The 25,667-nt window shown below is 34.7% G+C and carries 27 protein-coding genes; 8 read left to right on the top strand and 19 right to left on the bottom strand.

What is annotated here, in order from left to right:
* Positions 1–47 precede the first annotated feature (47 nt).
* Both ACJJVN_RS04300 and ACJJVN_RS04295 read left to right on the top strand, forming a co-directional pair.
* Positions 48–2,513: a TonB-dependent receptor gene (locus tag ACJJVN_RS04300; protein ID WP_405377243.1), complete on the top strand. Its 2,466-nt coding sequence runs from the start codon at positions 48–50 to the stop codon at positions 2,511–2,513.
* Positions 2,514–2,523: 10 nt separating this feature from the next.
* Positions 2,524–3,075 carry a type 1 periplasmic binding fold superfamily protein gene (locus ACJJVN_RS04295; RefSeq protein WP_405377242.1) on the top strand — a complete coding sequence of 184 codons (552 nt, stop codon included), beginning with the start codon at positions 2,524–2,526 and terminating at the stop codon, positions 3,073–3,075.
* A gap of 120 nt (positions 3,076–3,195) precedes the next feature.
* Here ACJJVN_RS04295 and ACJJVN_RS04290 read toward each other — a convergent pair whose 3' ends face one another.
* The 6 genes from ACJJVN_RS04290 to ACJJVN_RS04265 all read right to left on the bottom strand — a co-directional run bounded on the left by ACJJVN_RS04290 (position 3,196) and on the right by ACJJVN_RS04265 (position 7,667).
* Positions 3,196–3,327: a hypothetical protein gene (locus tag ACJJVN_RS04290; protein ID WP_262497513.1), complete on the bottom strand. Its 132-nt coding sequence runs from the start codon at positions 3,325–3,327 to the stop codon at positions 3,196–3,198.
* Positions 3,328–3,363: 36 nt separating this feature from the next.
* On the bottom strand, positions 3,364–3,531 hold the full coding sequence (locus ACJJVN_RS04285; protein WP_104515563.1) for a lmo0937 family membrane protein: 168 nt from the start codon (positions 3,529–3,531) through the stop codon (positions 3,364–3,366).
* Between the two features lie 171 nt (positions 3,532–3,702).
* Entirely contained in the window at positions 3,703–5,244 is a 1,542-nt protein-coding gene (locus tag ACJJVN_RS04280; protein ID WP_405377241.1) for a cryptochrome/photolyase family protein, read from the bottom strand.
* Between the two features lie 178 nt (positions 5,245–5,422).
* The gene (locus ACJJVN_RS04275; protein WP_405369596.1) at positions 5,423–6,751 is read right to left on the bottom strand and encodes a DASH family cryptochrome; all 1,329 of its coding nucleotides are present in this window, start codon (positions 6,749–6,751) and stop codon (positions 5,423–5,425) included.
* A gap of 145 nt (positions 6,752–6,896) precedes the next feature.
* Complete coding sequence (locus tag ACJJVN_RS04270; RefSeq protein ID WP_104515565.1) at positions 6,897–7,028, bottom strand: DUF2256 domain-containing protein; 132 nt, start codon at positions 7,026–7,028, stop codon at positions 6,897–6,899.
* A 3-nt stretch (positions 7,029–7,031) separates the two neighbouring features.
* Positions 7,032–7,667 carry a flavin reductase family protein gene (locus ACJJVN_RS04265; protein ID WP_104515566.1) on the bottom strand — a complete coding sequence of 212 codons (636 nt, stop codon included), beginning with the start codon at positions 7,665–7,667 and terminating at the stop codon, positions 7,032–7,034.
* Positions 7,668–7,751: 84 nt separating this feature from the next.
* On the opposite strand from ACJJVN_RS04265, the gene ACJJVN_RS04260 reads away from it, so the two are divergent.
* Entirely contained in the window at positions 7,752–8,552 is an 801-nt protein-coding gene (locus tag ACJJVN_RS04260; protein ID WP_405369597.1) for a class I SAM-dependent methyltransferase, read from the top strand.
* Between the two features lie 23 nt (positions 8,553–8,575).
* Positions 8,576–9,172 (top strand): hypothetical protein, encoded by a 597-nt coding sequence (locus ACJJVN_RS04255; RefSeq protein WP_405377240.1) that lies wholly within the window; start codon positions 8,576–8,578, stop codon positions 9,170–9,172.
* A gap of 70 nt (positions 9,173–9,242) precedes the next feature.
* Here ACJJVN_RS04255 and ACJJVN_RS04250 read toward each other — a convergent pair whose 3' ends face one another.
* From ACJJVN_RS04250 to ACJJVN_RS04220, 7 genes are all read right to left on the bottom strand, one after another.
* The gene (locus ACJJVN_RS04250; RefSeq protein WP_104515569.1) at positions 9,243–9,569 is read right to left on the bottom strand and encodes a YegP family protein; all 327 of its coding nucleotides are present in this window, start codon (positions 9,567–9,569) and stop codon (positions 9,243–9,245) included.
* A gap of 143 nt (positions 9,570–9,712) precedes the next feature.
* A complete protein-coding gene (locus ACJJVN_RS04245; protein ID WP_405377239.1) occupies positions 9,713–12,139 on the bottom strand; it encodes a TonB-dependent receptor domain-containing protein in 2,427 nt (808 codons plus the stop codon).
* Positions 12,120–13,511 carry an HTTM domain-containing protein gene (locus ACJJVN_RS04240; protein ID WP_405377238.1) on the bottom strand — a complete coding sequence of 464 codons (1,392 nt, stop codon included), beginning with the start codon at positions 13,509–13,511 and terminating at the stop codon, positions 12,120–12,122. The genes ACJJVN_RS04245 and ACJJVN_RS04240 overlap by 20 nt, the downstream gene beginning before the upstream one ends.
* A 56-nt stretch (positions 13,512–13,567) precedes the next feature.
* Positions 13,568–14,686, bottom strand: coding sequence for an imelysin family protein (locus ACJJVN_RS04235; protein WP_405377237.1), 1,119 nt, complete (start codon positions 14,684–14,686; stop codon positions 13,568–13,570).
* 150 nt (positions 14,687–14,836) lie between these two features.
* Positions 14,837–16,042, bottom strand: a complete 1,206-nt coding sequence (locus ACJJVN_RS04230; RefSeq protein ID WP_405377236.1) for a DUF4856 domain-containing protein — start codon at positions 16,040–16,042, stop codon at positions 14,837–14,839.
* 287 nt (positions 16,043–16,329) lie between these two features.
* Complete coding sequence (lipB, locus tag ACJJVN_RS04225) at positions 16,330–17,025, bottom strand: lipoyl(octanoyl) transferase LipB (protein WP_104515574.1); 696 nt, start codon at positions 17,023–17,025, stop codon at positions 16,330–16,332.
* 52 nt (positions 17,026–17,077) lie between these two features.
* A complete protein-coding gene (locus ACJJVN_RS04220; RefSeq protein ID WP_015362843.1) occupies positions 17,078–17,236 on the bottom strand; it encodes a YqaE/Pmp3 family membrane protein in 159 nt (52 codons plus the stop codon).
* A 168-nt stretch (positions 17,237–17,404) separates the two neighbouring features.
* Here ACJJVN_RS04220 and lysS point away from each other — a divergent pair, with 168 nt between their 5' ends.
* The 4 genes from lysS to ACJJVN_RS04200 all read left to right on the top strand — a co-directional run bounded on the left by lysS (position 17,405) and on the right by ACJJVN_RS04200 (position 20,945).
* On the top strand, positions 17,405–19,096 hold the full coding sequence (gene lysS, locus ACJJVN_RS04215) for a lysine--tRNA ligase (RefSeq protein WP_104515575.1): 1,692 nt from the start codon (positions 17,405–17,407) through the stop codon (positions 19,094–19,096).
* Positions 19,097–19,309: 213 nt separating this feature from the next.
* A complete protein-coding gene (locus tag ACJJVN_RS04210; RefSeq protein ID WP_405377235.1) occupies positions 19,310–19,876 on the top strand; it encodes an OmpH family outer membrane protein in 567 nt (188 codons plus the stop codon).
* A gap of 143 nt (positions 19,877–20,019) precedes the next feature.
* Complete coding sequence (locus ACJJVN_RS04205) at positions 20,020–20,442, top strand: hypothetical protein (RefSeq protein WP_104515576.1); 423 nt, start codon at positions 20,020–20,022, stop codon at positions 20,440–20,442.
* Positions 20,443–20,573: 131 nt separating this feature from the next.
* Positions 20,574–20,945, top strand: a complete 372-nt coding sequence (locus ACJJVN_RS04200; RefSeq protein WP_405377234.1) for a hypothetical protein — start codon at positions 20,574–20,576, stop codon at positions 20,943–20,945.
* Positions 20,946–21,012: 67 nt separating this feature from the next.
* On the opposite strand, the gene ACJJVN_RS04195 is transcribed toward ACJJVN_RS04200, so the two are convergent.
* The 6 genes from ACJJVN_RS04195 to ACJJVN_RS04170 all read right to left on the bottom strand — a co-directional run bounded on the left by ACJJVN_RS04195 (position 21,013) and on the right by ACJJVN_RS04170 (position 25,557).
* Positions 21,013–21,510 carry a hypothetical protein gene (locus ACJJVN_RS04195; RefSeq protein WP_405377233.1) on the bottom strand — a complete coding sequence of 166 codons (498 nt, stop codon included), beginning with the start codon at positions 21,508–21,510 and terminating at the stop codon, positions 21,013–21,015.
* A complete protein-coding gene (locus ACJJVN_RS04190) occupies positions 21,507–22,043 on the bottom strand; it encodes a class I SAM-dependent methyltransferase (RefSeq protein WP_405377232.1) in 537 nt (178 codons plus the stop codon). Before ACJJVN_RS04190 ends, ACJJVN_RS04195 begins: the two co-directional genes overlap by 4 nt.
* Before the next feature lie 100 nt (positions 22,044–22,143).
* Entirely contained in the window at positions 22,144–23,436 is a 1,293-nt protein-coding gene (hemL, locus tag ACJJVN_RS04185) for a glutamate-1-semialdehyde 2,1-aminomutase (protein WP_405377231.1), read from the bottom strand.
* A gap of 13 nt (positions 23,437–23,449) precedes the next feature.
* Positions 23,450–24,292, bottom strand: a complete 843-nt coding sequence (locus tag ACJJVN_RS04180; protein ID WP_405377230.1) for a glucosaminidase domain-containing protein — start codon at positions 24,290–24,292, stop codon at positions 23,450–23,452.
* Complete coding sequence (locus tag ACJJVN_RS04175) at positions 24,276–25,223, bottom strand: 1-aminocyclopropane-1-carboxylate deaminase/D-cysteine desulfhydrase (protein ID WP_405377229.1); 948 nt, start codon at positions 25,221–25,223, stop codon at positions 24,276–24,278. Before ACJJVN_RS04175 ends, ACJJVN_RS04180 begins: the two co-directional genes overlap by 17 nt.
* The gene (locus ACJJVN_RS04170; RefSeq protein ID WP_405377228.1) at positions 25,216–25,557 is read right to left on the bottom strand and encodes a hypothetical protein; all 342 of its coding nucleotides are present in this window, start codon (positions 25,555–25,557) and stop codon (positions 25,216–25,218) included. Before ACJJVN_RS04170 ends, ACJJVN_RS04175 begins: the two co-directional genes overlap by 8 nt.
* Positions 25,558–25,667: the final 110 nt, after the last annotated feature.

Genomic DNA, 25,667 nt, shown 5'->3' with positions numbered 1-25,667 from the left:
TAAAAGGACCTAAGTCCTTACATAAAATAGTAATTTAAATACCCCTAATGTTTACGAAACAACTCGTGGCAATGGCTTTATTTATAAGCTTTTGTTACACAAATGCGCAAGATTGTGATCTTGTGCTCAAAGGAAAAATAGTAGATTTTCACGATTCACAACCTTTAGAACTTGCACAAATTTATGTAGTCCAACTACAAAAAACCTATACATCTACAGGTGATGGATCTTACCTCATACCAGACTTATGTCCAGGTATTTATGAATTAAGCGTATCTCACTTTGATTGTGAGATTAAGAAAGTATCTATTGAAATAGTTGCAAACAAAACTTTAAACATTGCTCTAGAACATCATGTAAATGATCTGGAACAAGTAAAAGTAATTGCAGACGTGCATGATAATCATTCAAGTACACAATCTAGCACCAGAATAAATAAGGAAACGATAGAAACCTATAGTGGTGCTACCCTAGGCGATGCACTTTCTACTGTTGCAGGTGTCAGCTCTTTAAAAACTGGTAACAGCGTTGTAAAACCTATAGTTCATGGACTTTATGGTAGTCGTGTTGCTATTGTTAACGATGGCTTGCGACAGCAAGATCAAGAATGGGGCATCGAGCACGCACCTAATATAGACGTGAATACCGCCAGTAGTATTCAAGTGATAAAAGGAGCTAGTGCCTTGCGATATGGTGGTGATGCCATAGGCGGTACTATTCTTATAGAACCAAGCCGTATTATATCAAAAGATACTTTGAATGGTCATGTAATTTTACAAGGTCAGACTAATGGTCGCGGCGGTACTGCAACCACTACAGTTAATAATTATAGACAGTCTGGATGGTACCAGCAAGCAACCCTAACTTATAAAAAACTTGGTGATTATGACGCGCCTAATTACGTACTTAGTAATACTGGTAGTGAGACAGCAGCAGCAAATCTAGCTTTAGGTTTTAAAAAATTTGAATACGGTGCTAGTTTAAAATACTCTTTTTACAACACAGAAATAGGAATATTAAGAGCCTCTCATATAGGTAATGCAAGTGATCTAGTACGTAGCATTAACTCTGGAGAGCCTACAGTTATTAATGATTTTACCCATGATATAGATGTACCTAAACAAGAGGTTGCTCATCATGGTATTCAACTTAATGCTTATAAAAGGTTTACTGGTTTAGGTAAATTGAGTTTAGACTACTCGTTTCAATTTAACAATCGTAAGGAATTTGATATAAGACGTGGTGATAATGCAGGTCGTGCATCTTTAGATATAGATCTACAGACTCAAAATGTGAGTCTTTATGGATTAATTGATCGATTTGAAAAGACCACCTATGAGGTAGGCATAGATTACATGAACCAGGTAAATAGTCCTGATTCTTCTACAGGAGTAAGAAGATTAATCCCAGATTACAATGCAAATAAAGCAGGAGCATTTGCTAGCGTTACTCATTTACCTTCAGAAAATTGGATTCTAGATGCTGGATTACGTTACGATTACTATAAAATAGATGCCGATAAGTTTTACCTGCAAAGTCGTTGGGAAGACTTAGGCTACGATCAACAATTTCCTGAATTTGAAGTAAATGAACAAGGAAATCAAATCCTTACTAACCCTCAATTTGATTATAACCTATTTGCATTTACAGCAGGTACAAAGTATTTATTTGATGATCATTATGATCTTGCTATTAATTTGAGTACCGCAAACCGTGCTCCTAACCCTAGTGAATTATTCAGCGATGGATTGCATCATGCCCTTGCAACCATAGAATTAGGTAGACTGGATTTAAAGAAAGAACAATCCTTTAAAATCAATACCACTCTTCACGGTAATGTAGGTAAACTAGACTTTGAAATTAATCCATACATCAACCTAATAAATGACTATGTACAACTCGTACCTACAGGGCTAGAAACTACCACACGTGGCGCATTCCCTGTGTATCAATATGAACAGATAGACGCAAGACTTTATGGTATAGATGCTAGTGCGACCTATGATTTCTGGATTAAAAAAAGGTCTACAGAAATGAATACAACTTCTAACGAACTTGTTTATAATGCGGTAAAATTAATTAGTTTCAATACTAACTTCTCTTACATACATGGTACAGACTCTAATAACGATGTGCCACTTATAGACATGCCGCCTGCACAATGGCAAAATCAATTGACATGGCACGATGCATTAATAGAAAATCTAGATTTTAAGATTTCTAACCAGTTGGTGTTTCAACAAAATCGTTTTCCTGATAACAATTACGAAGTGAGTATTCCTAATGATCAAGGGGAATTAATCACCTCTACCGTAGATATTTCTAGCACACCAGATTCTTATAATTTATGGAATGCTGGTTTAAGTTACGCTTTCGCGAAAGCGAATACCAAAATAAATCTAACCGTAAACAACCTATTCAATACAGAATACAGAAATTATTTAAACCGACAGCGTTTTTATGCAGACGATGTGGGTAGAGATATTCAATTACAAATCCTTTATAACTTTTAAATTAAAAACAATGAAAAATTCAATCCAAATTCTAGCCGCAGTAGCATTACTTTCTATCGCATCATGTTCTGACGATGATGATGTAACAATCATCAATGAAGAAGAGCTTATTACAACTGTAGAACTAGAACTTACTAACCAAGCAGATGCTACTAACGTTGCTTTATTTAAATCAGTAGATAGTGATGGTGATGGACCTAACGCTCCTGTAATTACTATTACTGGTGCTGTAAATGCAAATGCCACTTATAATGGTACGGTGCGTTTTCTTAATGAATCTATAGCACCTTCAGAAAATATTACTGAAGAGGTTATTGAAGAAGCAGATGAGCATGAGGTTTTTTATATCTCTACTCTTAGCGATGTTAGTATTGCAAAAATAGATGTAGATTCTAACGGTAACCCATTAGGTGTACAGACTACATTCCAAACTGGAGCTGTAGGTACTGGTGTACTTAATGTAGTATTACGTCACGAGCCTACAAAACCTAATGACAACACTTTATCTGGTGCAGGTGGTGAGTCAGACGTTGAGGTTGCTTTTACTTTTGAAGTAGAGTAATTTTAACCAGATACTAGATAGATAACAGCCATATTTATCTAGTTTAAAATAGTGAATAGATTTATTGCATAAAAAAACCGCTCTTTACAGAGCGGTTTTTAAATTTATAGCGGTAGAAAATTAATCTACTGCATCTTCTATATCATCAGCGACATCTTCTACCTTGTCCCCTAGTGTTTTTTCTTCTCTACAGCTTACCGTTCCTAAAGTGAACATTGCTGCTATTGCGATAACTACAAATTTCTTGATCATAATAATTTAGTTTAGTTAGGTTAATTTAAGTTGTTATTATAGAGGCTTTCTACCTGAAATAATATTTATTAGTACGACGATTACAGCAATTACAAGTAAAATGTGAATTAATCCACTCTCTCCCATTCCGCCGCCTATGCCTACTAGACCTAGTACCCAAATGATTACACAAATTACTGCTACTAGCCAAAGTATACTTCTCATAATATTTCTTTTTTATTGGTTCGATACAAATGTAGGAATAGTCTGAGCTTACCTTTGTTAACAAAATAGCAATTCACCATAGTTTAACAGATTATCGTAAGTTATTCATAAAATAACGACACTTATACACCTATAAACATCGTTTTTATATAAAAAGCATAATAATACACCTTAATACCTCTCTGGATGAGCAATCACATCTTTAGCACGTGACTGGTGTTTCTCCAACAACTCTGGATCCATTTTTTTAAGTAAAGCCATCATCATATTCATACGTTGATTGCCTTTAAAATGTTCTTTTTTCTCTTCAAGAAAATTCCAATAAAGAGAATTAAAAGGACAAGCATCTTCTTCTGCCTTCTTTTTAGAAACCTTATAAGCACAACCTTTACAGTAATTACTCATTTTATTGATATAACTACCGCTAGACACATAGGGCTTAGTCGCGACCAGACCACCGTCTGCCCATTGTGACATACCTCTCGTGTTAGTAATCTCTACCCATTCTATGGCGTCAATGTAGATTCCTAGATACCACTCATCCACATAACTAGGGTCAGTCATGGTGAGCAAGGCATAATTACCAGTCACCATTAATCGCTGTATGTGGTGCGCATAGGCATTATCTAATGAATTATTAATAGAGTGTTTTAAACAATTCATTTTAGTCTCTCCTGTCCAATAAAATTCTGGGAGTTTATTTCTATTTTCTAATTTATTCTTAGTTTGATATCCAGGCATGTAACTCCAGTACATACCGCGCATGTATTCTCGCCAGCCTAGAATTTGCCTTATAAAACCTTCTACTTGTGAGATGTCTATTTGTGGTGCTCCGCTTTCGCGAAAGCGAGATAAAACAGTCTTAATTACCTCTAGCGGAGAAAGCAATTTACAATTCATCGCAAAGCTCAACCTAGAATGGAATAAGTAATCTTGATCGGTATGCATCGCATCTTGAAAATCTCCAAAATGAACTAATAAATACTCACAAAAATAATTTAAAACGTCCAGCCCATCTTGTCTAGTTGTAGGCCAATTGAAATTATTAGCATCGATGCGACCGATGGTTTTAACTCCTTCTTTTTCTAGTAAATCTGTTATTTCAGTTACTCCTTTTCTAAAACCTCTTTCATGTGGTATAGCAGTTTTCTCGTCCCATTTTTTACGATTGCTCTGGTCATAATTCCATTTACCACCTTCTGGTTCTTTATCGCCTTCTATCATGATGTCGTATTTCTTGCGCATATCGCGATAGAAATACTCCATAGTCCAGCGCTTTTTCCCTTCAAAGAATTTTTCTACATCTTTTCTTTTAGTTAAAAAATGCTCGCTGTCATAACCCTGCCATTCTATTTCTAAGGATTTACAAAAATCACGTAATTGCTGGTCCAGTCGCCACTCATCTGGTGCGAGGTATTCAAATTTTTCAATCTTATGTTCTTTAATAAGCTCATTTAGATTTTCTATTAAATCATGAGTGTTTTCTTTATCATCTAATTGATAATAAACACTTTGCCAACCACGATCATTAATCCACTCATTAAAACCACGCATCGCCATAAAAAATGCAACCACTTTCTGAATATGGTGCGTTACATAATCTGTTTCCTGACGCATCTCTGCCATGAAATAAATCACGTGTTCTTGATCTTCTTGAAACCAAGAGTGCTGGTGGTTCAATTGATCTCCTAATATTAATCGTAGTGTTTTCATGGTAGTTTATCTATTAAGTTTATTGCCAAGCCATCACAAAATGGAACTACATTATTATATACCAAGTTTTTAAACTTAAATCAAAACCTGAATTAAAAAAATAGTCAAATTAAAAGTCTATTAACTAATCTGTTTTTAAAGTCAAAAATTTATGAGATTCCCTTGCTAATTTTCAATTTTAAAATAACCCTTCTTGCAGCCACAGTCGTTGAAACTTTCTATCACTATCATAACGGCTGGCTTGCAACTGGATATTAAATGTTCTATTTCTAGGGTCATTTCCTACTCCACTGTTATACATCCAGTTACCATAATTAGAATGCACATCATAATCTATAAGAATGTGCTCAAAGTAGGCTGCTCCTATTCTCCAATCTTGTTCTCTGTGCATGGACCAGTAGCTGGCAACATTTTGCCTACCGCGATTACTCATCCATCCTGTTGTGGACAGCTCTTTCATATTTGCATTTACAAAAGCCTCGTGTGTAGTACCATTGATCCATTTATCCAGCTCTCGTAAACTAGATTTCCATTCATATTCCTTCTGTAAAATACCACCTAACATGAAAATCTGACTTTCATGTTTAAGGGATACAAACTTGAAAAAATCTCTCCATATCAATTCAAAGATTAACCAGTAGGTATCTTGATTCTTTTTGATCTCTTTTTCAAATCGTTGTACTTCGTGATAAATCTGTCGTGCAGATATACAACCTATCGCCAGCCACGCACTGAATTTGCTGCTGTAATCTATACCTAGAAGTCCATTTCTAGTCTTTTTATAGTATTGAAGTTTTTTAGTTTGCCAGAAATAATGATCGAGTCGTTCCCAGGCAGCAGTCTCGCCACCTTGCCATGGAAAAGCACTGCGAGTGTCTTTTTTAAAGTCTTCTAGCCCTAAGTCTTTTAAAGTTGGTATTTGGGTTTCTTCAATTTGTGGTTTTACTTGAGTATAACCGTCTATACCGACTAATTCTCTAACCGTAGATTGCTTCTCACACTTCTTGCGGAATTCAGTAAAAACACGCGGTATTTGATTCCAACTCTCAAAAGGTACATCTTCTGGATGAAATAAAAATTGATCGTAAACACGATGTCCTTTTACCTGATTTTTAAGTCCTGCTTTTTCTATGGCTTTACCTAGGTCTTCTTCTTGTTGCAATTCATCTCGAGTCCATTCCTTTTGTAAATAGATGTTTTTAATATCGAGTTTATCGATTAAATCTGGAATAACCTGAGCAGGCGAAGCATGAAAAACTAATAATGGAATATTATATTTATCTAAATTGACTCTTAAATCTTCTACGGCTTCTCTTATAAATTGCGCTCTATAGTTACCGGTCTTACCAAATGGCAACTCTATATCTAGATCAAATTTACTGTTCTCGTAAAAATTAGGATCAAAGAAATAAACGCCTATCACCGCACCGTCATTCTCACAAGCAGCTTTTAAACTTTGATTATCTTGTACTCTTAAGTCGTTTCTAAACCAAACTAAATTATTCATACGGTATAAATTAAAATCTAAACTTAAATTTAAACTCAGAAGAAATATTTTGAATTCAAATCTTTCTTATCTGTCAAGCCTTCGCAGGGCGACTTAGTTAAATTCTATCTCAATGTATTTTTTACATCATCGACATATTAACAAATCACTTATTAGAGCTACATTTTTTACTGCAATATTTTACTGTCTCCCAATTCTTCTCCCATTTTTTGCGCCATGTAAAATCACGATTACAGACAGGACAGGTTTTAGTAGGTAAATTGTGTTGATTGCGCATGGACTATAATTCCGTTAATTTTTTACCTACCTGAGCGTATGAAAGTCTCTTATCTACTTGTGCTGTGGCATAACCATCTAATCCATTAATAGTAACTGTACCAGCTTTTCCTAGATCTAACCATCCATCTTGTGACTGGATCTCTTCTTTAAAAAATATATCGGTGATTTTACAAATTACTAGAATGCAATTATTCTCTTCTAGAGGGTATTCATTCACATATTCGGCAGCAATTTGAACTGGAGATTCTTTTACAAATGGAGCGTTAAAACCATCTCTTTCTGACAGCTCTATGTTTAATTCTTCAAATTCTGAAATACTTGCATCATACTTAGCACTAGATTGATGTGCACGTTCTACAAGAGTTCTACTCACATGATTAAGCGTGATTTCACCAGTCTCTTTAAGATTATAATAGGTATGTCCCACACCATGACCTAGCGGTCTTTGGACAAAACTAAATAAGGCTGGATCGCTACCTAGATGTGTTACACTGCTAAAAATAGCCACATTATTCACACCATCTTTTGATCGCGTCGCAAGCAAGTTGGCGCTTTTAAAACCAGTAATACTATTTACAAGATTACCTCTATAAATGCGCTCGTAACTTTTAAGTTCTTGTTGGTCTATGTGTTTCATTTGTTTAACTTATCAGCTCAAAGGTAAAACAAAACAACCTCGGTAGCTGTTTTTTAACTGTTTAAACTTTCCTAAATTGCTATCATGGATTTACAGAAAGCATTTGAGACCAATAAAGAAACCTGGAATAAAAAGACAGAGATTCATTATGAGAGTGATTTTTATGATAAGCACGCTTTCGCGAAAGCGAGAAACTCATTAAACTCTTATGAATTAAACGCTCTAGGAGATGTAACCGGCAAGAGTTTACTGCATCTGCAATGTCATTTTGGCCAGGACTCTTTAAGCTGGGTCAACAAAGGTGCTCTAGTTACAGCTGTAGACCTATCTGACAAGGCTATCGATAGAGCTAGAAAACTGAGCGCCGAACTAGAACTACCAGCAAAATTTGTGTGTTGTAATGTATTAGAAACCTCGCAATATGTAAAAGAGCAATTTGACATAGTATTTGCTAGTTATGGAACTATAGGCTGGTTGCCCGATTTAAAACCATGGGCACAAATGATTGCAGAACGTTTAAAACCTGGAGGCATTTTTTACTTAGTGGAATTTCATCCTATATTATGGATGGTAGACTATACAGAAGAAGAGCCTTCTTTAAAATATCATTATGCACAAAATGAAGCTATCTACGAAGAATATCCAGGCACCTATGCCGACCAAAAATCTGAGATGATTTCTAAAGAATACGGCTGGAATCATTCTCTAAGTGAAGTTATTCAATCCTTGATAAATGCAGGATTAACACTAGAGCTATTTGCCGAGCATGATGGCAGTCCATACAACGTATTCCCTGATATGGAATTAAGAGAAGACGGACTTTATTATATAAAAGATGGTTTGAGCCCAACTTTATTTGAGGTAAAGGTTAGGAAAGGTGAATGATAATTAATCATTAAAACTAAGCAATGAAAAATAGAAACTTGATCGCTATTTTTAGTTTATTTCTTACTCTGTTCACGTCGCTGCAATCTTTTTCTCAAACAGAAGAAGATTATAGATCACTTATTTCGATAACGTTAGATAGATTTGAAAAAGAAAATTTGCGAATTTATAAGAAATTTGAAAACAATTCTTTACTTGAAAAATTAGATGTTTCTTTTTCTAAAAAATTTGATGAAGTAAAGGTTCGTTTAGAGAAGAATAAGAATGATTCTTTAACTGAAAATGTTTATCTATTTGATATCGTGTTGAGTGATACATTACTAGTTAATGTAGGTGGTATTAAAGTTAATTATAATTCTACAGCAGAAAAACTCAAAAAAACCAATGGTGAAAAAATTAAACGTTATGTAAAGTCTGATTTTATAAAACGTAAAACAAATGAAAATCATGCATCTCTTTCTTTCCCCTTGCTTTCCTCGACTGGAACTAAAGCTATAATTTATGTACTAGTCAAAAACACGGTTTCAACTACTCAACTCCACCTCTTAGAATTTGAAAAAACCGACAACAAATGGATATTCTTAAAATCTGATATCATTTCATGGACTAGAGGATGTTAAATTAAATAATCAAAAAAAATCCCTTTTCAATTAAAATTGAAAAGGGATTTTTTTTTAACCTAGAATAGTTCTAAGACTCTACCACCTTTGCTTCAGGCGCATTTTTCATAACGCTCTCGATTCCATTATCTCTAGCGGCTTCAGAGTTATACATCTCGCTTTTACCTATTACCTGACCGTTAGTTGCAGTAAGGTTAAAATAAGGCTGATCTGATTTGCTAACTCCGTTTACAAAGCGTTTCTCATCTTGAGAATTCTTACGTACCGATTCTATACCATTATCTCTAGCGGCTTTGGTCGTATAACCTTCACTAGCAAGAATAGTCTGACCGTTAGATGCTTTAAGTCTAAAACGGAACTCTCCTGACTTATTTTTATATATTTCAAATTTTCCCATGTCTGTATTTTTAATGAATAGCTAAAGGTAGTAAAAAGTAAAAGTTGTTTTGAGGTTTCAGCTTATTCTTCTCTACTCTACAAACTTTTCCAAAATCTTAAATCAGTCAGGTTCTAGCTATTTAGATCTTAACTTTTAGACACCTAGATTTTTATCTCTAGCGTCATGTAATAATTACGGTTAGGCGACGGTATGATTCCTGGTCCTGGATAACCAGTTGCTCTTCTTGTGAAGTAAGCGTTATCGAGCACATTATTGATTCCGGCCTCTAACTTAAATCGCTTATTAAACTTATAAGAGGTAGAAAAATCCATGATATCATAAGATGGTATAGAACCTATTACACCACTTAAATTACCGTCTACAGCATTTGTAGCATCTGTAAATTGCTCTGATAGATAAGAGTATTGAAGGCTAGCCAAAAAGTTCTTATAACCAAATTTTAAACCTGTCTTAAAATTAAATTCTGGTATAAATTCTACCTTATTACCTTCTACTCCATTCTCTTCAGAACTGGTGTATTCAGAACTTAAAACAGATGTATTAAAAAACAGATTAAACACATAGTCTGTATCATTAATAAGCAATTTATTCAAATTAAAATCTACCAGACTCTCTAGTCCATAGATAAAAGCGTCACCTACATTACCTCTCTCACTTTTTACACGACCGTCAGACACGATCTGTCTAAAACCTATACGATCTTGATATACTAGTGCAAATACACTCGCGTCATAGGATACAAAATCATTAAAATTACCGCGAGCACCTACATCTGCTGTAAAGCCTTTTTCATCATCAATATCTGGATTGATCTCAAAAGCTGGATTTGCCGTGCTTATATCTGTATAAGTAACAGATCGGTAGTTTTGAGATATGTTTCCATAAAACTCTAATGATTTATTAGCCTTATAACTAGACCCTAAACCCAGTAATACAAATGTTCTATCATTGACACGGTTCTCATCTACACGCTCATTAAAAATGACATTTCCAGCAGCATCTGTTCTTATTTCTCTAGAGAAACCGTCACTTTCTGTTTTTATATATTCCAGTCTAAAACCAGGAGTAATAGATAGTTTATCATTCAGGTAAATGATATTCTCACCAAAAAGAGAAACATTTAAATTAGGATACACAAATTCATTTTGATTGGGATAATTAGGAAATTCCTCTGTTTGAAAATCAAAGTTTGCATCACTACCGTCACTTCCTGGGCCTTGCTGGCTGGTATTATCTGCTTTATAGAATTTAGAACCTATCAAGAAAATTGATTTTTTACCAGCTAGCTCATAATTACTTAAGAAACGAGCCTCTGCACCAAAGTTGTTGAACTCTCCTTTTATTAAATCACGCTCTGTTCCTGGATCTACTTGATCTACTCTATTGGTTCTAAAACCTAAAGCATTTCTTTGTGCATCGAGTCCAAAGGCACTAAAAGTAAATTTAGTATCCTCAGAAAAATCGTGAGAAAATGTAACGTTATAAAGCAACCAGTCTACTTCAAACCAGTTGCGCTCTCTATTACTTTGAAAAGGATTTTCTTGAAACTGATTATCATTTAAACCACCAGCCTGTTGCGCTAGGTAATTCAGGTAAGTAACCTCGGCAGTTACTTTAGTTTTCTTATTAAATTGATAACCTACATGAGCATAAGCATTCTTAGATTCAAAACCAGAATTAGGTCTAAAACCATCACCACGCTTATAATTAAAAAAGGTATAATAACTCCACTTACCAACTGTACCGCTAAGACTAGAGAAATTAGTATACAGACCGTTACTTCCTACCGTGTTGCGAGTTATAAACTCAATAGGCTGAGTAGCATTAGGCTTTTTAATAACAAAGTTTACTAACCCACCGAATTGTGTTCCATATTGTAAAGAAGCCGCTCCACGTATAATCTGTATGCTACCTAAAGCCTCTGTAGGTGGTGCATAATAACTTTCTGGATAACCTAAAACATCTGCACTGATGTCATAACCATTCTGGCGTGTGTTAAAATTTGCTGTTCTATTAGGGTCCAGTCCACGACCACCTATATTAAGCTGTAAACCTGCATCGTCATTTTGATAAATATTAAGCCCAGCTACTTGATTGTAAATTTGTCTCGCATTGTTAGTAGCAAGGTTTGCCGTAGAGTTTTCTATAAGAACAACTTCTGTCTTTTTACCGGCATAAATCGCCGTTCCTTCTACATCTTTTAACCGTTCTATCTGGAATATCTTTTCCTTTCTAGCTGTTATTTCTATAGCAGTTAATTGTTCAGAGAGTTCCTTTAATTTAAAATTATGAACAGCATCGCTAGATATAGAAAGAGTGGTTTCTAACACATCATATTCATAAGTAAAGAAAACGAGAGTAAGAGCCGTTTTTTTAGTCTCAAAACGGTAATTACCACTTGCGTCTGTAGTCGCGAGTACACCAGCATCTTTATCATAAATATCTACATCATTGATAGCAGCACCAGTTACAGCATCGGTTACTTTTCCAGATATTTTAAATTGTGCTATCGCACTACAGCTCATTAATAGAGCTATTATTATAAAACTATAATCCTTTAATCTCATCGTTGAATGGTAAAATCCAGCTTTTATGCTGGAATGATTCTTTAATCGCGTACAAATTTACCGCTTTATCTACGTACGGCTGGCTTAATCTTCCATTAAGAGCTACGTAACTATCCACATAAACCGCTACATCCTTATGTCCTTGTTTTGTAAAATGATCTCCTAAAAAGTGTGCGTATTGTAAAATAAAATCTGGCTGATAGCTCATTTGCTTTTCTTGAAATGGAGTCAAGAAGTCACTGTTTTGTACATAAAACGACTTCCCATCTTCATCTACTATCTTAAACTGAGCGCTTCCCATTTTTTCCATAAGCATGACGCGCCATGAAAATCGATACCCTTCTTCTGTCCAGAATAACTCTCCTGGATAGGCTAGATAACGCCATGGTAATAGCAATTGTAAAGCAAAGAAAACACCTAAAACTGGTGAAATGAATCGCTTGTATTTAAGTTCCATTGCTTTTTTAGGTATTCGCTTTCGCGAAAGCGGAATAAAAAACCTCTTTAATGGCAACAACATTCTTCTTATATAACTAATGATACTTTCATGCAGTCCAGAATCAAAAAAGATAAGTGCGCTTACTATCATGACAAATGGGAACATACCGATAGGAAATAAAACACGCGTCAACACATGAAAAATCACCACGGCTGCAAATGCGACAATTCTTGTTCTTTTATATAAAAGTAAAAACGGTATAAATAAATCGTACAACATTCCCGACCAGCTGAAGGCATAGTGCACCCATTCTAGTTGCATGAGGTCTCCTAATAGTGGTATGTCATATTTTGAAGGCAACCATATTTTTAAAGGCATGGCTTTGATGAGCCAGTCGCTATTCAATTTGGCCAGACCTGCATAGAAATAAACTACTCCTAGAAGTAATTTTATACTATCTATAGTCCATTGAGGTATTTGAGGAGTTTGTTTTTTTTCATCTTTTGCAACAGTATTGCCTAAAGTATCTATGGAAAAATAACGTGCTGCTGGTAAAAAAAGTAGTAAAAAACTTAATGCACTTATAAAGTAATAATGATTGAGATAGGTAGTTTTGTCCATCAACTCGATGTAGGTAAAACTAAGAAAAAACACTAGCATAGATATACGGTATTTATAACCTAAGGCAACAAATAATGCTGCCAGTCCACAAAGTGCAAAAATCAAATAGGTCGCATTACCTAGAGGCTGCACCCAACTGAACCCATAATAACTAAAATGAAATTGTGGTTCTATATATAAAGTATTGATCCAGCCATGAGCTGCAAATCTTATAATACTATATAACATCATGACCCCAAAACCAATACGGAAAACCGCCAGTGGCGCCGCAGATGTTGTCCTATTAAAGTATGTATGAATTTTTGATTTCATTCCAAAAAAAAGGTTGCCACAAAGATGGGCAACCTTTTTTAAATATTAGTTATCGATTAGTCACCGTCTGCATCTACAAAGTCAACACTTATATTTAGTGTTTGTAACATATCTATTTTAAATAAAACAGTAGCAACTTGCAACTCGTCATAAGTTCTAGTCATTAATGTGTTATCTGTATTTACTTGATTTGCAAAATTATCATCCAGTACATTCATTTGTGCTCTTGCTGCAGCTAGTTGGTTATTTATAGTAGTGGTAAGGTCTGAAGTACCATTATTAGTTCTTAATTCTGTCACATAACTTGCATAACTAAGCCCTGTTGTAGTTCCGTTATAAGCTCTACCATTAAAGAAATCATCTACGGCTTGTAAACCTTCTAGAGCAAGCTCTTTAGAAAATTCTTTACTATAAAGACCTTCTACTCTATCTGCTAGAGGTGTAGTAGAAAATACTCCTGCAGGTATACCTACTTTATTAGCTCTCAGTCCTTTTTCATAATAAAAGATAAAATCATTTATCAATAAGTTTACTGAACTAGTCACTGTATTTCCTGTACTATTTACAAATGTATCTCTGTAAGAACCTGTCCAGTCGTTTAAAACCGTAGTGGTTAATGCATCCATTTGATCAATAAGATCACTCAAATAATCTTTGTATCCTTGAGCATTTGTATTATTTATGTAGATATCTAGAATACTAAGGTCATCTGTTGCAACTCCATAAAGTAAATAGTCTACTGCAGGAAAACCTACTGCGTCATTATTATTAGGGCTTGTTAAATCATAAGATGCACTCGCAACATTATTTTGAATATCAGTCACATTTGTAGGATAGATATTCATCTGGAAAGAATATAAAATCTCCTCTGCTCTACCTATGTTAAACATCTCTACATATTGCCATGTCATATAAGCATCTAGCCACTCTTCTCTTAGATCATCTAGGTTTGCCTGATTAGGCGTTGCGATAAAAAGATCTTTGGAAGTTTTAAGCGAATTCAAGTCGTCACTTAAATCTTGTAATGCTGGGATAATAATATTATCTGCCGCATTTTCTAGCAAAGCTCTTCTATCAAAGCTATCTGTAGTTGTTACTCCATCATCTTCAGACTCACTACATGATCCTATCGCGATCGCTGCAAAAAGTACTAATACTAAGTTTCTTAACTTCATTTTTTAATTTTAAAAAGTTTGCAAATTTAAGATGGTAGTCGGGAATGTGACTCATTAACAACACCAACTTAATGTTAATCTTTTAATCCAGAAAAATTTCAAAACTGCCCGAGAGCAATTTTGAAATTTTAAATTGGCTAATTATGACTTTTAGTCTGCTGCTTGTGCAGTAGTAAAAGTAAATCTTGCAGAAATCTCATCAGAGATTCTGTCTAGAGTTGCTGTATCTACATCCCAAAAACCGTTACCAGTCATTAATTCTGCTAGGTAAGCGTCTACTTCAGTTTTTGTGAAGTAAGGTTGAGTAGTACCAGGTTGTCTAGTAAACTGTAAGCTGTATATAAAACCATAAGCTTCAGAAAGTGCATGGAATGCTCTTGCAGGATCTGCTGTTAAGTTTCCTTTACCACTTTGAAGATAAAACACAGCTCTTACTGCTGGTATCATTGATATATTTTCTTTAATAATATTTGCTTGCTCATCTCTTAAATCATAATCACCTTCTACTATCGCAGCACGACCTAATTTAAACGCGTCATATATAGTTGCAGCAATACCTGTAAAGTCGCTATCACCTTCCACACGGTCTAGATATTCACTTAAAAAACTATCTTGATCTAAAACTGGTGCAGTCGCATCTGGCTCAGCACCGTATAGGTAACCAAAAGCCTCGTCCCACTTATGCTCCATAGTAGTATAGTTCTTACCAGATTCAAGAACAGCGTTATCATTATCAACTCTATTATCTCCTGCATCAAGAACAGCTGGACTTAAGTAGTTATTAAGAATTTGATCTGTCATTAGTGCACCTAGAAGACCTTTGGCAAACGCTTGATCATATTCTAAACCTTTTGCATTTACATATCTTACTGTACCACCACCAGCTTGTTGAATCTGTCCTGCAACACCAGCTGCAGCATTAGAATTCCATACTGGAAATACATCGTTTACTTGAGAAGAGATAAAACCATCAAAATCTGCTTTGATAGCTGCTGCAACCGTTGTGTTTGCAGAGAAAAAATCTGCACTCGCTGCTACTTTACTACGTACACTTTTATCAGATGCGTTTAAATCTGCATCAGTAAAATCATTTGCTCCTTCTATATGAGCAAACATATTATCTAATTGTGTTTCTGTAAGTGCTGTATTTTTAAAACCAGACTTAATTTCTTCGGCCATTGCGATTCTCGTAGACTGTCCAGAATAACTTACCGTTGTAGCACTATTTCTTTGGAAAGAATAAGTTGCAGGAGTTTCAACAGCGATAGTTGCCACGTCATCATCACTATCACAAGATGTGAATAATGTAGCTGTAATAGCTGCGATAGATAAAATAGATATTTTGGTAATTCTCATTTTAGGTTTATTTAGACTTGATATAAATAATTACTTGTTTGCGAGCGCAAAGATAAAACCCTTATTTAGATTAAATAAACATAAGTGATTCTTTTATCAATTGTTATTACTTATAATAAGCATCCGTACTATTGATAAAATATATAGAATGATTCTAAATAGAATAAAATAAACACATAAGAACCTTATTACTAAACATGTAGTAAGTAATTGATAGATTAAAAATATGTATGATGTATATGTGTTCTCGCTTTCGCGAAAGCGGAATGATCAAAAAAACAACTCTCTTAAACTAACTCTGCTTCAAAAAGCTCTACAAAGTATTGTTGAATTTTAGCTTTCACCTCTTCCATGTCAACCTCTCTTTTAAGTTCTGCAGCAAGAGACGTAACCGCCTTATCTTCTATACCACAAGGAATTATGTGGTCAAAGTAACCCAGATTAGTATTTACATTAAAAGCAAAGCCATGCATGGTCACCCAGCGACTAGCCCTTACACCTAGTGCACAAATCTTGCGTGCAAATGGAGTTCCTACGTCTAGCCATACACCTGTCTCACCATCGCTGCGTTCTCCTTTAAGTCCGTAGTCGGCTAGAATTTTAATAAACACCTCTTCTAAAAAGCGCAGGTATTTATGGATGTCGGTAAAGAAATTATCTAGATCTAGAATAGGGTAACCAGTAATCTGTCCAGGTCCATGATAGGTAATATCACCACCACGATTAATTTTATAGAAAGTTGCTCCTATATTTTTAAGTAAACCCTCGTTTGCTAGTAGATTTTCTAAGTCGCCACTTTTACCTAATGTATACACATGGTCATGCTCTACAAATAGTAAATGATTTTGAGTCTCTAGACCAGCTTCTTCTCTCCTATTCTTGATTTTAGTATCGAGAATATCTTTAAATAGTTGCTCCTGGTAGTCCCAAGTTTCTTTATAATCCTTGCGTCCTAGATCTTGAAAATTTACTTTCTTATTCATGTTGCAAAGGTAAAAGTAAGTAATCAGTTTACCTTATAGTAAGAGATAGTATTTACCTATCAGGATTATTCAAAATAATCAATGCCGCAATTACTCCAGGAATCCAACCTAGTAGTGTCAACAAGAATACTATAATTATAGAACCGCAGCCTTTACCTATAACGGCTAGTGGTGGAAAAATGATGGCCAAAATAACGCGCCAAATACTCATACTTTAAAGTCTTTTAATTAATGGTAAGCAACCATGTACATATTAACGTCTAGCAAATTATCAAAAAGTCGTGTTAATAAGAGCTGCCTATATAAAAGACTTACAGAATTCTATTTTGTTACACGGTTATACCAAGTTATCTTTGCAAGCTTAATTCAAATAAACATTATGCAACTTTCTGAACAAGAAATCGTACGCCGTGAGAAACTCGGCAAGCTGCGCGAGATGGGAATAGATCCTTATCCAGCGGCACTTTATCCAGTAGATAATACGTCTAAAAAGATTAAAGCCGATTTCCAGGAAGGTAAACAGGTAGTAATCGCTGGTCGATTAATGCGTAAGAAGATTCAAGGGAAAGCCTCTTTTGGTGAGATTCAAGATGCAGACGGTCGTATTCAAGTATATTTTAACCGCGACGAGATATGTCCTGGGGATGATAAATCTATGTATAATGACGTGTTTAAAAAGTTACTGGACCTAGGAGATTTTATAGGTATTAAAGGAGAGCTTTTTAAAACACAAGTAGGTGAGATTACGGTTAATATTAAAGAATATACTTTATTAAGTAAATCTTTAAAACCATTACCACTGCCTAAAACAGATGCTGAAGGAAAGACTTATGACGAGTTTAATGATCCTGAAATGCGTTACAGACAGCGCTATGCTGACCTTGCTGTAAACCCACACGTTAAAGAGGTTTTTATTAAAAGAACTAAACTTTTTAATGCTATGCGATCGTTCTTTAACGACCGCGAATATTTTGAGGTAGAGACTCCTATTTTACAACCTATTCCAGGTGGAGCGTCTGCACGTCCATTTATAACACACCACAACTCTCTAGACATGCCTCTTTATATGCGTATCGCAAATGAGCTGTATTTAAAGAGACTTATAGTAGGTGGTTTTGATGGTGTTTATGAATTCAGTAAAAACTTCCGTAATGAAGGAATGGATCGTACACACAATCCAGAATTTACCGCAATGGAAATTTACGTAGCTTATAAAGACTACAACTGGATGATGGATTTTACAGAAAAATTATTAGAAAACTGTGCTGTAAAAGTAAATGGGGCAACGACGAGCCAATTTGGTGAGCATACTATAGAATGGAAAGCGCCTTACCCTAGAGTAACCATGCGCCAGTCTATCATTGATTTTACTGGGTTTGATATCCATGGGAAAAGTGAAGAAGAGTTGTTCGCTTTCGCGAAAGCGGAAGGAATAGAAGTAGATGCAACCATGGGTAAAGGAAAGCTTATCGATGAGATTTTTGGAGAAAAATGTGAAGGACAGTACATACAACCTACTTTTATCACAGACTATCCTAAAGAAATGTCACCGTTATGTAAGCAACATCGTGATAATCCTGAATTAACAGAGCGTTTTGAATTAATGGTTTGTGGTAAAGAGATAGCAAATGCATACTCTGAGTTAAATGACCCTATTGATCAAAGAGAACGTTTTGAAGCACAATTAAAACTAGCAGACCGTGGTGATGACGAGGCTATGTTTATAGATCAAGATTTCTTGAGAGCTCTAGAATATGGAATGCCTCCTACCTCAGGATTAGGAATAGGTATGGACCGTTTGATCATGTATCTTACAAACAACCCTTCTATACAAGAAGTACTTTTCTTCCCTCAAATGAAGCCAGAAAACACAACAAGTGTAGAGCTTAACGAAGATGAAAAACACGTTTTTGAACTACTTTCTAAGTCTGGTAAAATTGAGCTAGCTGCTCTTAAAGATCAAGCTGGTTTAAGCGGTAAGAAATGGGACAAATCTATTAAAGGACTTACAGGTAAAAAGGTCGCTAAGGTTTCTAAAACTGAAGACGGACTTTTTGTAGAAGTAGTTTAAAACTTCACTACTCCATTTAAAACCTGCTGATTTAAATAAATCAGCAGGTTTTTTTTTGATTTTTTTTCAGAAGCTCTTAAATTATATTTAATTCTAAAAAGACTTCTTAAATAAGTTTTTTGAAGCTTTTAATAAAATACACTTGATCATGATCCATGACGTTGTTTTAGATAATTAATATGAATACATTTGGCAAAATTTAAAAAACCACAAATGAAAAAATTTATCGCCCTAGCAGTTATTTTAATAGGCGCAGCATCTTGTCAAGAATCTCAAAAAATAGCATTTGTAGACAGTGAAAAAGTCTATGAAGAATATCAAGAAAAAATTGACCTTGAAGCAGTAATAATAAAGAAACAAGAAGATTTTAAAAAGAAGACAGATAGTCTAGGAATGGCTTACCAAATAGAGGCAGCACCTATGCAGGCAAAATTTAGTAGACTAAGCCAGCAGCAGCAACAAAACAATCCTGAGATAGTAGCATTTAGTCAAAAATGGCAAATGGTAGAGTCTCAAATGAAGGCTCAAGAGCAAAGTATGCAAGAGCAACTAGACAAAGATTTAAAAGAACTAAATACTCATGTAGAAGAGTTTATTGCATCTCATGCAAAAAAGAACAATTACTCTTTTGTATTCGGTAAAAATAACTCTGGCGGATTAGTTTATGGAAATGAAGCTAGTGATATTACTGAAACCGTAATCACAGAATTAAATAAAGCTTATAACAGTGAAGGTGATTCAAAAACGACAAGTTCTGAGACATCAACAAAAACTGATTAACCTGATCAAAACTGATCATTATCAACAGTTTACATATTGTTAAAATTATAAAGTCATGCCCAGTGCATGACTTTTTTTTGTGCTTTCATTAAACCTTATTGAAAATATCATGTCATAGAATTGTAACATTAAAACATAAACACATGAAAAAGATATTGTTTTTATTAGCTATTTTAAGTGTAGGAATTACACAAGCTAACAACGGAAAAAAAGATCGTACTCCAGAGCAAATTGCTTCTATACAATCTAAGAAAATGACTCTAGTTTTAGACCTAGACTCTAAACAACAATCTCAAGTTGAAAAATTATTATTAGTAGAAGCGAAAGATCGCAAGTCTAATAAAATGAAAAGAGAAGACAGAGAAAAACTTACTGAAGAACAAAGGTTCACAAAGTCTGAAGCTGCTCTTGAAAAAAAGATTGCCATGAAACGTGAAATGAAAAGCATTCTCAATGCTGATCAATATGCTAAATGGGAAAAGATGATGGCAAAGCGATCTAAAGGAAAAAAAAGAGGTGGCAAGCACAGAAAAGGACAAGATGAAAAAAGAGGAAATCGTAACTAGTCAATCTTAAAGTAATTAACTAACAACGTATTACTTTCCCTTTTTACTAAAGCTGGATTCTTAATTGAGTCCAGCTTTTTATTTTATTATCCAAATAAATTCTTATTTTTAGAAACTAGAAAACACCCATCATGAAAAAAGTATTATTTATTGCGGCTGTTCTTGCCAGTTCTGTGACGTTTGCACAACAAGAAATAAGCCCAGCACAACAAGAATTAAGTAGAAAAACTACTGCTAGAGTCCAAGATTTTAATTCTAAAATGGATGCTAAAGTTGATAAGATTATGGATATTACTAATTTAGAAAGTGATAAACGCAGTCAACTGAGTGAAATAGTTACTACTAAAGAAAGTAGACTAGATCGTCTTTCTCGTGAAGGAAAAGAAGCTACTGATGTTCAAGGTAGAAAAAACGATATCATGAATGCATATCAAACAGAATTAAAACAACTTTTAGGTGATTCTAAATACAATTTACTACAAAGTAAAGTAAGCCCTAAATAGTTACTATTTTATAAGCATAAAAAAACCGCTCTTTTCAAGAGCGGTTTTTTTATGCTTTAATTTTAAATTACATAGTATGGGCAAGATATACGACTCCATAAGAAATACTACAAAGCACCACTTCCTTATTCCACGTTTTTAAAATATCAAACTTGCTTGTGTTCAAAGGAGTTAAAAGACCCAAAAACCAAAAGAGTAAAGAAAGTCCGATATCCCAAAAATCAAAATGTCCGTTTGTAATCCCAGTATATTGTAACAGCTCCATACCTACACAAAAGACTAAAGGAAGAAAGTATAAAAAGATTTTCTGATCTCTAATTTTAAAAAACAAATTCTTAGAAGTGAGTGTAATAGTAAATATCCATAATGCCTCAGGTAAAGAATAAACAATTAATTCTGGCAGTGGCATTGCGGTTCTAACTGTAGATTTAATCGCCGTAAAAGATTCTTGTGTAAACAGATAGATCCATAATTGATTTATGAGTGTGTAGTCCGTTCTATAAAAGGTATAGATAAACAATGCAATAAACATTGTAATAGCGATTAAAAAATTTCTTTTAATCATGGCTTTTTATAGATCAACAGTTTAAAATATCGCAGTCTACTAAAATGTATTTGTTCCTTGAGCTCTAATTTTTTTAAAGCTTTTAAATCCTTTAAGTAAAAAGCAGATTTGAAATGAAAAATAGGAGAAAACAATTGAAAAGCACGATCTATATATCCCAAAAAGTTATTGGGTGTAAAATGATTGAGTAGTATTAAAGAGCCATCTTTTTTTAAAACACGACAGCATTCTTCTAGCATTTTTTCTGGATGCTCTACCACAGCAATTACATGAGATAGAACAATATAATCAAAGCAATGATCTTCAAATTCTAGTTGCTCACCACTCATATGCAACAATTGCATTTCTTGCGTTGCATAATCACTAGCCTTAGAAAGCATGCTCTTAGAGGTATCTATACCTATAAGAGCATGCTTTTTATAAAGTCCTAAATGAGTTCCATTTCCTACTCCTATTTCTAACAACTTACCATGATCTAGTAAATTTATCTCTTCAAATAATCGGCGTTTTTGAGGTCGTAAGAATACATCCACAATGGGATATAGTTTAGAAAACCTATCGTAGAATTTTGTGGAAGATGTACTCAAAATTAAGAATAGTATTTGTCGTTATTCCGCTTTTGCGAAAGCAAAATTACCAGCTAGCAACTACTTCCTTAGTCGCTTGTATAGTCTTATCTAGATCTTCATAACTCAATGCGTCATTTAAGAAGTAAGATTCAAAAGCACTAGGAGGCAAATAAATACCGCGGTCTAGTAATCCATGGAAAAATTTCTTGAACCATTCATTATTACCTGTTGCAGCACTAGCAAAATCCACTACTTCTTGATCTGTAAAATGAACAGACATCATAGAACCTATGCGGTTAATTTTATAATCCATTCCTTTTTCAGAAAGTACGGTATCAATTCCTTTATGCAGATATTCTGTCTTTGCAGCTAGATTATCATAAACACTAGGGTTGTTATTTAAATGAGTCAGCATCGCAAGACCAGCACTCATCGCTAGCGGATTTCCACTTAAAGTACCTGCTTGATAAACTGGACCTAATGGCGCTAGATGATTCATAATTTCTTGACGAGCGGCAAATGCTCCTACTGGTAAACCACCACCTATAACTTTACCATAAGTAACGATGTCAGCTTTTACACCAGTAACTTCTTGTGCGCCACCACGAGCTAGTCTAAAACCAGTCATTACCTCATCAAAAACAAATAAGGCTCCATGCTCATCACATAAAGATCTTATACCTTCTAAGAAACCATCTTGTGGTAATACACAACCCATGTTACCTGCAATAGGCTCGATAATCACACAGGCTATTTCACCTTTATTTTGCTTAAATATATCTGCAACTTGCTCTAAGTTATTATAATCTGCAAGTAATGTATCTTTTGCAGTTCCTTGAGTAACACCAGGACTGTTAGGACTACCGAAGGTTACCGCACCACTACCAGCTTGTATCAAGAAAGAATCACTATGTCCATGATAGCAACCTGCAAATTTTATAATCTTATCACGACCAGTATAACCACGTGCCAGTCGCACAGCACTCATACACGCCTCTGTACCAGAGTTAACCATTCTTATCTGGTCTACATTAGGCGCCATAGATACGGCTAGCTTTGCTATTTCAGTCTCAATAGCAGTAGGCATTCCATAAGAAGTACCTTTTTCTGTAGCTTTAATTACTGCCTCAACAACTGGTTCAAAAGCGTGACCCAAAATCATAGGTCCCCATGATGCGATGTAATCTATAATCTGGTGTCCATCTTCTGTTTGTAAATACGCACCTTTTGCACGTTCTACAAATACAGGGTCCCCACCTACTGCATTAAACGCACGCACTGGAGAATTAACTCCACCTGGAATATATTTTTTTGCTTCTTGAAAAAGCGCACTACTTCTTTGATATATAAATGACATGAAAAATGTATAATTATTTAACGATAAGTGCTTGACCTACACTTAGCACGTTAGTTTTTAATTTATTAAGCTTTTTAAGCTTATCAACAGTTGTATTGTATTTTTTTGAGACGCTGTATAATGTATCTCCTTTCACAACTACATGCTGCTTAGTAAATCCAGAGGTATTATTTTCTTTTACCTCTTCTATAACTCTAGGCTTCTCGTCTACAGCTTTACCTAAAGCAATATTATCATATTGATACAATTCATATCTCTCGATAAGACTTATTAATTTTTGAGGATACCTCTTATCTGTAGCATAACCTGCTTTTCTTAAACCTCTAGCCCAGCCTTTATAATCGTCTTGATCTAGTTCAAAAAGACCTGCATATCTTTTACGGTCTTTTAAAAATAAGGAGTGATCGCGATAAGAATAACTCGCATCGTTATACGTACGGAAACATTCTTGATCTTCATCATCATCGTGATAGATGCGACCACCAGTCCAGCCGGTATGACACTTAATACCAAAATGATTATTTGCCTCTACGGCTAGCCTACCGTTTCCAGAGCCACTTTCTAATACTCCTTGCGCTAGTGTAATACTAGCAGGTATTTTATAAAGTTTCATTTCCTTCATTGCGATATCCTTAAAATCGTCTATGTAGTTAGCGACTTTATCTTTACTACGTGGGCTTGTGGTAGTAGTTACTTTATCTTCATCATCTGTAACAACTACTGGTGTTGTTTTATCAGCTGTGCTTGATGTTGTAGTTTTGGGCTTTGTTGTTCTTACACTCTTTTTTGATCCACATGAGGTAAGTAGCATTCCTGCTACCATTAAAGAGCAAAGTAGTCTATAGTTGGTTTTCATAGCTTATCTTAAGACGTCGTTTTTTTTCTAACACTTTGTTATATCCAGTGATAGATTGTAAACCACCAGTATGAATGGCTAAAATACGAGTTTTCCCATTGATAACGCTACTCTCCACCATTTGTTCTATGCCGTACATCATTTTTGCGGTATAAATAGGTTCTAGTGGTATTCCGCTTTCGCGAAAGCGGATATTCATATAATCAATCAATCGATCATCTGACTTTGCATAACCACCAAAAGCTGTTTCATCAATCACCTCAAATTCTTTTCCATGGGTATACTTTTCAATTTCAGATCGCATAAAATCTCCCTTTAAGGCAGAGAATACCATCACTTTTTGATGCGGCGCAGCACTGTTTATAATTCCAGCAGCTGTACCACCAGTTCCTGCAGCAACACAAATGATATCATAATTCTCTTTATCACTTTCTGTAAGAATCTCTTGTGTTCCTTTTACAGCAAGCTCATTAGTACCACCTTCTGGAATGTTGTAAAAATTACCGAATAAGACTTTCATTTCTTCCAGAAACAAATCTGTTTCTTTATCTCGGTATTGCTCACGCGTGACAAAATGAAATTTCATTCCATCTACATGCGCTTGTCTTAAAGTAGCATTTCCAGCAAGTGTTTTATTGAGGTCTGCTCCTAACTCTTCACCACGGATAACACCTATAGTTTTAATTCCCAGCAATTTACCTGCAGCTGCAGTAGCCGCTATATGGTTAGAAAAAGCACCGCCATAAGTGAGTACGGTATCATGTCCTAACTCTTGTGCCTGTAGAAGATTGTATTTTAATTTACGCAATTTATTACCAGACACTTCTTTATGTAATAAATCGTCTCTCTTCATGTCCATCTCTATGTCTAGATCTCGATAAGATTTAAACTTCTCAATAACGGAATTTTGAGATTTAAAAAGTCTATTCATGCGCATACTTTTTACCATAGAATTTAAAAAAGGAAAACAGCTTTCTCTCTTTTAAATAATCTAAATTACTTTCATTTAAATATGCCTCTCTTTCAAACACTATGTTTCTATAAGCCTTATGATGGTTCATATATCGCATGAGATTAAATAGGTAATCGAGACCATAACATAAATAAAAAAACAAGACTAATAATTCCTTTTGTTGAACGGCGTGAATGTTCTCATGATTCATGAAAAGAGCATCCGTCAATTTACTTTTATTACTTACTAGTAAAAAAGGCCACAGCGTCATGCCGCTATATTTTTTAAGGTATTTTGATTTTAAAGGAATCATATCGCAAAGTTATTGAATTAGCTTGTGCTATCGTAAATCCCAAGAAATCATTTACTCTTACTTAAAACCAATCTCGTTGCAATTCTTATATCTCTAGCAACTATTGTATT

The sequence above is a fragment of the Nonlabens sp. Asnod3-A02 genome, from assembly GCF_045063755.1.
GTDB classification, from domain to species: domain Bacteria; phylum Bacteroidota; class Bacteroidia; order Flavobacteriales; family Flavobacteriaceae; genus Nonlabens; species Nonlabens xylanidelens.
Note: the sequence above shows the minus strand (reverse complement) of the source record. Positions and strands in the feature narration are given on the sequence as shown.